Below are 9434 nucleotides of genomic sequence, written 5' to 3'. Positions count from 1 at the left end.
GCGTCAAGGGCCTGGCTGAGGAGCATAAAAAAATCCGTAATCATCCATGAGAGATTACGGATTTTCACACAGCGACCGGATCGTTCAACCGATCATTTTTGTCTTAACTGATCGGCATTACGCTGCGTGCGGAGGTTTTTATTTTTTCTCTTTTTGTGTCGGCGAGAGGTTATTCACACAAGGCACTGCACCAGATCAATTCTCACCGCTCCGCTTACTGACTAAATAATCCGCGACTGGATTAACGGACTCGTCAGTGACAAGGAGCATCACGCATGGCTTTAGCCACTTTTCCGCTCAATATCTTCACCACACAGCGCATGTTTAATGACTATGGCGCTGACGATATGCGCTACGGCGATATCTGTGAACGCCGGATGAAAAACGAATTCGGCCTCACCCACATTTCCAATGTGGTCGACCCATGGAACATGACGCGGCTGCATCCCTTCCATAATCCCCAGTCGCGCTTTGCTGGTGCTTATGAGAAACCTGGCGAAAAGCTTTCACCGCTGGAGTGCGCCAGGCTGCTGTTTGCTGAGATGCAAACCACGTCATTACCTTTCGCGCTTGTTGGCCCGCAACGTTTCCTGATAAATAAGATGCTGGAGCATTTTATGCGCTCCAGCGGCCTGCCGTTTCGGGATTTGTCGCTGGATATGGCATATAAAGACAGAATTCTCAACGACAAGAGTGATAACAGCACTCGCCTGATCATTACGGACTTTCTGAATGCTAATCTCGACTACAAAAATGGATGTTTGCCTTCAACGAGCGTCTCTTTCCTGAAAAAAGAAATTGGCCGGACGATTCTCCCCAAATTCGACTCTCTCACAGACAGAATCAATGGGCTGGGCATAACGGTGCATGACGTGCATGCAACAAAGATAGATATAATGCATCTTACATTAGCGGGAAATCGCTGGAAGGCGAGACTTCGCTACCATGGACAGGATCATTTTGGCCTCGACATTGCTGATATTCACAAGGCAAAATTTCGCCAGTTTCAATTCTTTAAGATCTGGTTTATTCTGCAGCGTAGCGATAAATTTGGTTTTCGTCCGTTCCTGACAGACATGGAAGCAATAATAGATATTGAAGGAGGCGCCTGATGAAAATATTAATTCTAATAATTATATTTATCGGCGGTAGTTTACTCTTTTTTTATCCCCTCTCTTCACCACCTGTCCATGTTATAGCGGTGCATCATTCTGATGGAATTACTGATATTCTTGTCAATGATCTTCCTCACTCTCAACAGAAAGCGATTGCATGGTGGCAAAGTAACAGGCGAACTATCCTGGCTGAGTATCAGATCCCCGCAATAGATAATGGTAACTTTAATAGTGTATCTTTTTTCAGATTTGGCAAAGGCTATCAGGAGCTGGAAAAAAAAGATCGCTTATGCTTTGAGGACATGGCACCGCCCCGAAATTGCATTGACAAATTACTATTAATGTCAGTATCCGTGACGCGTGAGAGAAATTTCCTCTATAGATTTCAGCAAGGTGTCTACATCGAAACGCCAGATGGCAAGGTGATTAAAAAAGAGCAACATTAATATAAAAAACCAATTACGCCGCTAGCAATACGCATACATACCGTAGCGGCGCAATTCATTGCGCTAATTAACACGCAAATTTACAGCCCGGCATTGTCACGAATATATTTACGGGCTTTCACTGCATATTCGAATGGGTTAGCGATGGCCGGATCCTGTTCCGCTTCGACCACCATCCAGCCTTTATAGCCGTAATCATCGAGGATTTTGAATACCGGTTTGAAATCGATCACGCCATCGCCTGGTACGGTGAAGGTGCCTTTTTTCACTCCGTCGAGGAACGACAGCGAGTTTGCGCGCACCTCTGCCACCACGCTGTCACGCACATCCTTCAGATGCACGTGGAAAATACGCGGCAGATGCTGGGTCAGCACATCCAGCATCACCTGCTGTGATCCTTCGGAGTAGTAAATGTGGCCAGTGTCGTACAGCAGACCGACGTTATCGTTGGTCATTGCCATAAAACGGTCGATCTCGGCTGGCGTCTGAATGCCGGTGCCCATGTGATGATGCAGCGTCACGCGCATCCCTTTCTGCGCCGCGATCGCCGCCAGTTCGTTGTAACCTTCTGCCGTCAGGCGCCACTCTTCGTCAGTGAAAACCGGCTTCTGCTCCAGCACCGGCAGCGACGTGCCCTGAATGCTTTTGCTCTGTTCCGAGCAGCCAATCACGCGCGCACCCATGGCGTGCAGGAAATTCATGTGGTTGATGAACTGATCGATGGTTTTCGCTTTGTCACCGTTGGCAAAAAAGGTACTAAACCAGGCGTTACAAATCTGCATACCGCGGATATCCAGCATCGGCTTCAGCACCGCCGGATCGCGCGGATACTTGCTGCCCACTTCGCTACCGGTGAAACCCGCCAGCGCCATCTCGCTGACCGTTTGCTGGAAAGTATTTTCGCTGCCGAGTTCCGGCATGTCGTCGTTGGTCCAGCCAATCGGCGCAATCGCCAGTTTGACGTTCTCTTGGTTCATTTTCAGCTCCCTGACACAGAGAGGCAGCGGTAATCCGCTGCCGTGGATAGGTTTAGCGCACGCGCCTGATTATTTCAGGTAAAACGCCGGACGCGGCGGCATGGCAACGGGCTCAATCGCGCCGCTGGTTTGCGCCTTCAGGCAGGCATCGGCCGCCACCGACGCGGCAAAGCCATCCCAGGCAGAAGGCCCGCTCAGCTGGCCCGCTTTCACATCATTGATAAACGCCTGCAGCTCAACGTCGTAGGCGTCGATAAAGCGATCTTTCCAGTCGGTCAGCAGCGCGTTGCCAAGGCGGGCATCTTTGCGCATCTGAATCGCCGACGGCTCCGGCAGTCTGGCGATGCCCTCTTCGCCCACCACTTCACACTGAATGTCATAGCCGTACGCGCAGTTCACAAAGATCTCCACATCGATGCGGATGCCCTTCTGCGTTTCAAACAGTACGATCTGCGGATCTTTCAGCTTCGCGTGTGACTTTGAGGTCGTGCGCGGGAACACCACCTGCACGCTTTTGTAATCATCCTCGGTCAGCCAGCGCAGGACATCCAGCTCGTGAATCAGGGTGTTGGTGATGGCCATATCGGTGGTGTAATTCTCCCCGACGCTCTGATTACGGTGCGCGCAGTGCAGCATCAGCGGCTCGCCGATGTCACCGTCGGTGATCACCTTTTTCAGCGCGCGATAGCCGGCATCATACGGGCGCATAAAGCCCACCTGCACCAGACGTTTGCCGTGCGCGATCTCGGCGTCGACAATGCGACGGCAGCCCTCCGCGCTTAGCGCCAGCGGCTTCTCGCAGAACACCGGTTTCCCGGCGGCAATCGCGGCCAGCGTGAACTCTTCATGCGTCGGGTCCCACGAGGTCACCAGCACGGCATCCACTTCCGGCGAGTTAATCACCTGATGACCATCCTGATACACTTCGGCCTGAATATTCAGCCGTTGCAGCGCCGCGCGCGCACCTTCCACATTGATGTCTGAAACCGCCACCACTTTTGCGCCCTGCAGTACGTTGTTGCAGCGACGAATATGTTCCTGACCAATTGCGCCGGTACCGATTACACCGAGTTTGAGCGTCATAATTACACCTGTAGAGTCGGATAAGTAGGGTAAAACGGGCCGGGCAGCGCCGGCCTGAAAAGGGTTAGTACTTACGCGCCTGTTGAATATGCTGATTGAGCTTGTCGGCCACCTGCTGCGTCCGCTCTGAGGTGGAAGCCTGCGCCACGCCGACGTGCCACCAGCTGAAGTATTTGTGCACCATGGTTTTCGGCAGCACTTTGATGTCAATCAGGGTCGAAACCGTCTGCTGCTGCGCATCTTCCAGCGCCGCTTTCAGCTGCTCCAGCGTGGTGACACGGTAGGTTTTACAGCCGTAGCCGGCGGCTATCGCCGCGAAATCAACCGGCACGAAGCCGCCATCCAGCTTGCCGCCCTGCGGATTACGGAAGCGGAACTCGGTGTTGAAACTGTCCATGCCGTGTTCCATCTGCAGGTTGTTGATGCAGCCATTGGTCATGTTATCCAGCAGGATGACGTTGATTTTCGCCCCTTCCTGAATCGAGGTGACCAGCTCGGAGTGCAGCATCATGAACGAGCCGTCACCCACCATGGCGTAGACTTCGCGCTGCGGCTGTGCCAGCTTCACGCCCAGCGCGGCATTCACTTCGTAACCCATGCACGAGTAGCCGTACTCAACGTGATACGCGTTGTAATCTTTGGTGCGCCATACGCGCTGCAGGTCACCCGGCAGACTGCCGGCGGCGGCAACAATCACCGCATCCTTTGGCAGCTGTTCGTTTAAGGTGCCCAGCACGCTGCTCTGCGTCAGCACCGATTTTGTCAAACGCTCAAACTCGGCGAACAGCGCGGTGCGATCGATGTGGTCAGCGATTTCCGGAATAAAGTCGTCGGTGTTGAAAGTAGCGGCGTACACGCGCTGCGTCTCTTTCAGCAGCTTGCTCTGCGCCTGTTCAATCTGGCCACCCCAGTGATTCTCAAAGCCATTCAGTCCGGCTTCCAGCGCGGTTAATCCTTCGCGTGCATCCGCCAGCAGTTGCACGCCATCCAGCTTGTAGCTGTCGAAGTTGTTGACGTTAATGTTGAGGTAGCTGATTTCCGGATGCTGGAAGATCCATTTTGAGGCCGTGGTGAAATCGGTATAGCGCGTACCAATACCGATCACCAGATCGGCCTCTTTGGCCAGCAGGTTCGCCGCCAGACAGCCGGTTTCACCCACGCCGCCCACGTTCAGCGGATGGTCGGAAACGATGGTGCCTTTGCCGGCCTGCGTTTCGGCAAACGGAATATTGAAACGCTCGGCAAAGCTCAGCAGCGCCTGACCAGCATCGGAGTATTTCACGCCGCCACCCACTACAATCAGCGGCTTGTGCTTACGCGCAATCAATGCCAGCGCCGCGTCCAGCTGGGCCGCCGTCGGGAGACGCCGGTCAAGCAAGTGCACGCGTTTCTGGAAGAAGTATTCCGGGAAATCCCAGGCTTCGCCCTGCACATCCTGCGGCAGCGCCAGCGTTACCGCCCCGGTTTCCGCCGGATCGGTCAGCACGCGCAGCGCATTGATACAGGCGGTCATCAGCTGTTCCGGACGGCTCACGCGGTCCCAGTATTTACTCACTGCGCGGAAGGCATCGTTGGTGCTGATGCTGAGATCGTGACTCTGCTCGATCTGCTGCAGCACCGGGTCCGGCTGGCGCGTGGCGAACACATCGCCCGGCAGCAGCAGCAGTGGAATCCGGTTGGCTGTTGCCGTGGCTGCCGCGGTAATCATGTTGGCGGCACCCGGTCCGACGGAAGAGGTACAGGCAATGATTTGACGGCGCAGCGACTGCCGGGCAAAACCGATGGCAGCGTGCGCCATACCCTGCTCGTTACGGCCCTGATATACCTGTAAATCGCCGCTGTCCTGCTCCAGCGCCTGGCCGAGGCCGAGCACATTGCCGTGGCCGAAAATAGCAAAGATGCCGTGCACGAATTTGGTTTCAACGCCGTCAACGTTCAGGTACTGGTTATCCAGAAATTTCACCAGCGCCTGTGCGGTAGTCAGTCTGATAGTGCCCATATGCTTCTTCCTTTACATGTGGTACCCGCTCAGGGGGTACGACGCGGTTCGGGTCGGCGGTGAAAACGCGCCCGACGCTAAGTGAAACGTGTGGCGATTATAAACAAATGTTTTTTCCATTAAACCTGATTACAGAAGAAACATTTCATTTTGCGATGAAGATCAAATTCGGCGCTGAAACGTGGCTGGCGATGGGACGGGATGACAGCAAAGTGAAACAGCCTGCTGTGCCTCAGCCATCATAACGAAATTTCATTTCACGTCAGCAGCTTCCTCTCATCCGTCATCATTTCCTGCGAGCTGGCTCACAAGCCAGAGCACCCGCGAAACGGGCAAGCCGTAAAGGGCGGGAAAGGTAGCGGCACCAGAGTTTTACCTGGCTCACAAAATCGCGATGGATGTTTCATTTCATATTGTGTTTGGAATTTTTATTCCTCATACTGCCCACATAGCCAGTCAGGCACCCCGAGACCCCGGAAGCATTGCGCTTGATAGTGGGCGGCAGCGCCCGCCGTGTCTGCTTATCACAGAAGGAAACCATCAGTATGAGTACACAACAGAAGCGGCTTGATGTGATTTGTATTGGACGCATCGCCGTCGATCTTTACGGCCAGCAAATTGGCTCGCGCCTGGAAGATATGACCAGCTTTAACAAATACCTCGGCGGCTCTTCCGGCAACGTAGCCTATGGCACCGCGATTCAGGGGCTGAAGTCGGCGATGCTGGCGCGCGTCGGTGACGAACACAATGGCCGCTTCCTGCGTGAAGAGCTGCAGCGCGTTGGCTGCAATACTGACGGGCTGATCACCGATAAGCAGCGCCTGACCGGGCTGGTGATTCTCGGCATCAAAGACGAAGAGACCTTTCCGCTGATTTTCTATCGCGACAACTGTGCGGATATGGGGCTGGTTCCTGAGGACATTCGCGAAGAGTTCATTACCTCGTCCCGCGCCGTGGCGGTAACCGGCACCCACCTGTCGCATCCGGACACGCGGGCGGCGGTGCTGAAAGCGCTGGATATCGCCCGGCGCAACGGTCTGCGCACCGCGCTGGATATCGATTATCGCCCGGTGCTATGGGGTCTGACCTCACTGGGTGACGGTGAAACACGTTTCATTGAATCCGGCCAGGTGACGCAGCAGCTACAGGAAGTGGTGCACTATTTCGATCTGATCGTCGGAACGGAAGAAGAGTTCCATATCGCCGGTGGCAGCACTGATACGCTGACCGCGCTGAAAAATGTGCGTAAGGCCAGCAGTGCCACGCTGGTCTGCAAACGCGGGCCGCTGGGTTGTGTGGTGTTTGAGGGCGAGATTCCCGATAGCTGGGAACAGACGCGCCTGCACAGCGGCGTGCGCGTTGAGGTGCTCAACGTGCTGGGTGCCGGCGATGCGTTTATGTCGGGCCTGCTGCGCGGCTGGCTCAACGATGAGAGCTGGGAGCAGGCGTGCCGCTACGCCAACGCCTGTGGCGCGCTGGTGGTATCCCGTCACGGCTGTGCGCCAGCGATGCCAACCAAAGAGGAACTGGACGATTTCCTCAGCCGCGATAACGCGGTGAAACGCCCGGATCTGGACGCGCGCCTCAATCATCTGCATCGCGTTACCACGCGTAAGCAGCAGTGGCCGGAGCTGAATGTGTTCGCCTTTGACCACCGTAAACAGCTGGCCGATATGGCGCGCGAAGCGGGTGTCAGCGAGGAGCGCATTCCGCAACTGAAACTGCTGCTGCTGCAGGCGGCACAGGAGGCGGCTAACGAAGCCGGTCTCAATGAGAAGAGTGGCATCCTGGCGGATACCACGTACGGCCAGAAAGCGCTCAACGCCATCACCGGCAAGCACTGGTGGATTGGGCGGCCCATCGAGCTGCCGAGCTCACGGCCACTGCGTCTTGAGCACGGCAATATTGGCTCTCAGCTGGTGGACTGGCCGGCCGAACACGTCGTCAAGTGCCTGGTGTTTTACCATCCCCATGACAGTGCTGAACTGCGTAAAGAGCAGGACGAGCTGGTTCTTGACGTGTGGCGCAGCTGTAACAAAAGCGGGCACGAGCTGCTGCTGGAAGTGATTCTGCCGGAGAGCAACCCGGACCGTAACGAGTCCTACTATTACGACATGCTGAGCCACTTCTATAGTCTGGGCGTGCAGCCGGACTGGTGGAAGCTACCACCGCTGACGGCGGAGAGCTGGCAGGCGATCGGCGAGCTGATTGAGCAGCAGGATCCGCACTGTCGCGGCATTCTGTTACTCGGTCTTGATGCGCCGGAAGAGAAGCTGAAAGCCGGCTTCGCCGCCGCTGCTCAGGCGACGTGGGTGAAAGGTTTTGCCGTCGGTCGCACCATTTTTGGCCAGCCGTCACGCCAGTGGCTGAACGGTGAGCTGGATGATAAAGCGCTGATTGAGACCGTGAAAGGCAATTATCTGCGCCTGATTGGCTACTGGCGCGCCGCGCGCGGCTGACGCATTTGAAGAGGATGTACTGAGAAGCGGCCTGACGGGCCGCTTTTTAGTGTGTTGCGCGCGGATGCCCTCACCCCCGCCCTCTCCCACCGGGAGAGGGAGCCGTTCAGGCAGGTCGTTAAGCATTGTAACAGGCCTGTCAGACCGATCAGACCGCTCCAGACTGTCCCCTCTCCCGCGTGCGGGAGAGGGTTAGGGTGAGGGAAAGCCTTCAACCCCCTGAGTTTTGTGAGGCAATTCATAAACCGATGAAATAGCCTTCACGATAGCGTCAAACAAATGAAATTTTCCATCCATCTGGTACTATAGCGCTCATTATCCAGCCATATTTCCTTTTCTGACGGGCCGAAGTAATGACCAATAACCCAACGCAATTAACCTTGTTACAGGACGATATCCGTCGTCGCTACGAGACGCTGAGTAAACGCCTGAAGCAGGTGGCTCGTTATATCCTTGATAACAGCAACAGCATCGCGTTTGATACCGTCGCCTCTATCGCCCAGCAGGCGGATGTTCCGCCCTCCACGCTGATCCGCTTCGCCAACGCGTTCGGCTTTAGCGGCTTCAACGAAATGAAACAGGTCTTTCGTCAGCACCTGATGGAAGAGACCGTGAACTATACCGAACGGGCGCGCCTGTTCCGCCAGACGGCCACCGACGACAGCGCCAGCTCACCGGAGAGCCCGGTGGAGATCCTCAACGTCTTTACCATGGTCAACAGCCAGGCGCTGCAGCAGCTGGCGATGCAGGTGAATCCCGACCAGCTTAACAAAGCGGTGAAAATGCTCAACGAGGCGGAGAACATCTACATCATCGGTCTGCGCCGATCGTTCAGCGTGGCCTCGTATCTGGTGTATGCGCTGCGCCATCTGGAGCGTCGCGCTTTTCTGATTGATGGCCTGGGCGGCATGTTCACTGAACAGCTCAGCATGGTGAATCCGAAAGACGTGGTCATCGCTATCAGCTACTCGCCGTATGCACGTGAAGCGGTGGAACTGGTGGAGCTGGGCGCTAAACGTGGCGCGCATCAGATCGCCATCACCGACAGCCAGGTGAGCCCGTTGGCGGCGTTCAGCGATGTCTGTTTTGTGGTGCGCGAAGCGCAGGTAGATGGCTTCCGCTCGCAGGTGGCCTCGCTGTGCCTGGCGCAAACCCTGGCGGTGTCGCTGGCGCTGAATAACAGCAGCAACGAATAAACCCCGTGTACCGAATGGAACAAAGGCAGCCATCTGGCTTAATGCTTGTCAGTTAAGCTTTTAAGGACGCCGCAGCGGATAACGCTGCGGTTTCTTTTTTACCGCCCGCGGATAATGCCGCTGACGACGGCCGGGTAATACGAAGCTTCCCGCCATCGC

8 protein-coding genes are annotated in these 9434 nt (G+C 55.6%); 5 read left to right on the top strand and 3 right to left on the bottom strand.

Annotation, left to right across the window (positions count from 1 at the left end; all coding sequences use genetic code 11):
* Positions 1-275: 275 nt before the first annotated feature.
* Positions 276-1112, top strand: coding sequence for a DUF3289 family protein (locus CBW22_RS09610; RefSeq protein WP_088516548.1), 837 nt, complete (start codon positions 276-278; stop codon positions 1110-1112).
* Positions 1112-1561, top strand: coding sequence for a DUF943 family protein (locus tag CBW22_RS09605; RefSeq protein ID WP_088516547.1), 450 nt, complete (start codon positions 1112-1114; stop codon positions 1559-1561). Before CBW22_RS09610 ends, CBW22_RS09605 begins: the two co-directional genes overlap by 1 nt.
* 80 nt (positions 1562-1641) lie before the next feature.
* Here CBW22_RS09605 and iolE read toward each other — a convergent pair whose 3' ends face one another.
* From iolE to iolD, 3 genes are all read right to left on the bottom strand, one after another.
* Positions 1642-2538: a myo-inosose-2 dehydratase gene (gene iolE / locus CBW22_RS09600; RefSeq protein ID WP_058770955.1), complete on the bottom strand. Its 897-nt coding sequence runs from the start codon at positions 2536-2538 to the stop codon at positions 1642-1644.
* Positions 2539-2607: 69 nt separating this feature from the next.
* On the bottom strand, positions 2608-3621 hold the full coding sequence (locus CBW22_RS09595) for a Gfo/Idh/MocA family oxidoreductase (RefSeq protein ID WP_088516546.1): 1014 nt from the start codon (positions 3619-3621) through the stop codon (positions 2608-2610).
* A 64-nt stretch (positions 3622-3685) separates the two neighbouring features.
* A complete protein-coding gene (iolD, locus tag CBW22_RS09590; RefSeq protein ID WP_021507393.1) occupies positions 3686-5620 on the bottom strand; it encodes a 3D-(3,5/4)-trihydroxycyclohexane-1,2-dione acylhydrolase (decyclizing) in 1935 nt (644 codons plus the stop codon).
* A 59-nt stretch (positions 5621-5679) separates the two neighbouring features.
* On the opposite strand from iolD, the gene CBW22_RS09585 reads away from it, so the two are divergent.
* The 3 genes from CBW22_RS09585 (at position 5680) to CBW22_RS09575 (ending at position 9275) form a co-directional block, all read left to right on the top strand.
* Positions 5680-5865 carry a hypothetical protein gene (locus tag CBW22_RS09585; RefSeq protein ID WP_088516545.1) on the top strand — a complete coding sequence of 62 codons (186 nt, stop codon included), beginning with the start codon at positions 5680-5682 and terminating at the stop codon, positions 5863-5865.
* Positions 5866-6165: 300 nt separating this feature from the next.
* Positions 6166-8079: a bifunctional 5-dehydro-2-deoxygluconokinase/5-dehydro-2-deoxyphosphogluconate aldolase gene (locus CBW22_RS09580; protein WP_021507392.1), complete on the top strand. Its 1914-nt coding sequence runs from the start codon at positions 6166-6168 to the stop codon at positions 8077-8079.
* A gap of 353 nt (positions 8080-8432) precedes the next feature.
* The gene (locus CBW22_RS09575; protein ID WP_088516544.1) at positions 8433-9275 is read left to right on the top strand and encodes a MurR/RpiR family transcriptional regulator; all 843 of its coding nucleotides are present in this window, start codon (positions 8433-8435) and stop codon (positions 9273-9275) included.
* The last annotated feature ends 159 nt before the right edge of the window (positions 9276-9434 follow it).

This window comes from Pantoea sp. VS1, assembly GCF_002207995.1.
In the GTDB taxonomy this organism is placed as follows: domain Bacteria; phylum Pseudomonadota; class Gammaproteobacteria; order Enterobacterales; family Enterobacteriaceae; genus Pantoea; species Pantoea dispersa.
This window is presented reverse-complemented; position numbering and strand designations above follow the sequence as displayed.

Coding starts and splice junctions, on each gene's coding strand:
- CBW22_RS09610 (WP_088516548.1), top strand. CDS start 276: ATGGCTTTAGCCACTTTTCCGCTCAATATCTTCACCACACAGCGCATG.
- iolE (WP_058770955.1), bottom strand. CDS start 2,538: ATGAACCAAGAGAACGTCAAACTGGCGATTGCGCCGATTGGCTGGACC.
- CBW22_RS09595 (WP_088516546.1), bottom strand. CDS start 3,621: ATGACGCTCAAACTCGGTGTAATCGGTACCGGCGCAATTGGTCAGGAA.
- iolD (WP_021507393.1), bottom strand. CDS start 5,620: ATGGGCACTATCAGACTGACTACCGCACAGGCGCTGGTGAAATTTCTG.
- CBW22_RS09575 (WP_088516544.1), top strand. CDS start 8,433: ATGACCAATAACCCAACGCAATTAACCTTGTTACAGGACGATATCCGT.
- CBW22_RS09605 (WP_088516547.1), top strand. CDS start 1,112: ATGAAAATATTAATTCTAATAATTATATTTATCGGCGGTAGTTTACTC.
- CBW22_RS09580 (WP_021507392.1), top strand. CDS start 6,166: ATGAGTACACAACAGAAGCGGCTTGATGTGATTTGTATTGGACGCATC.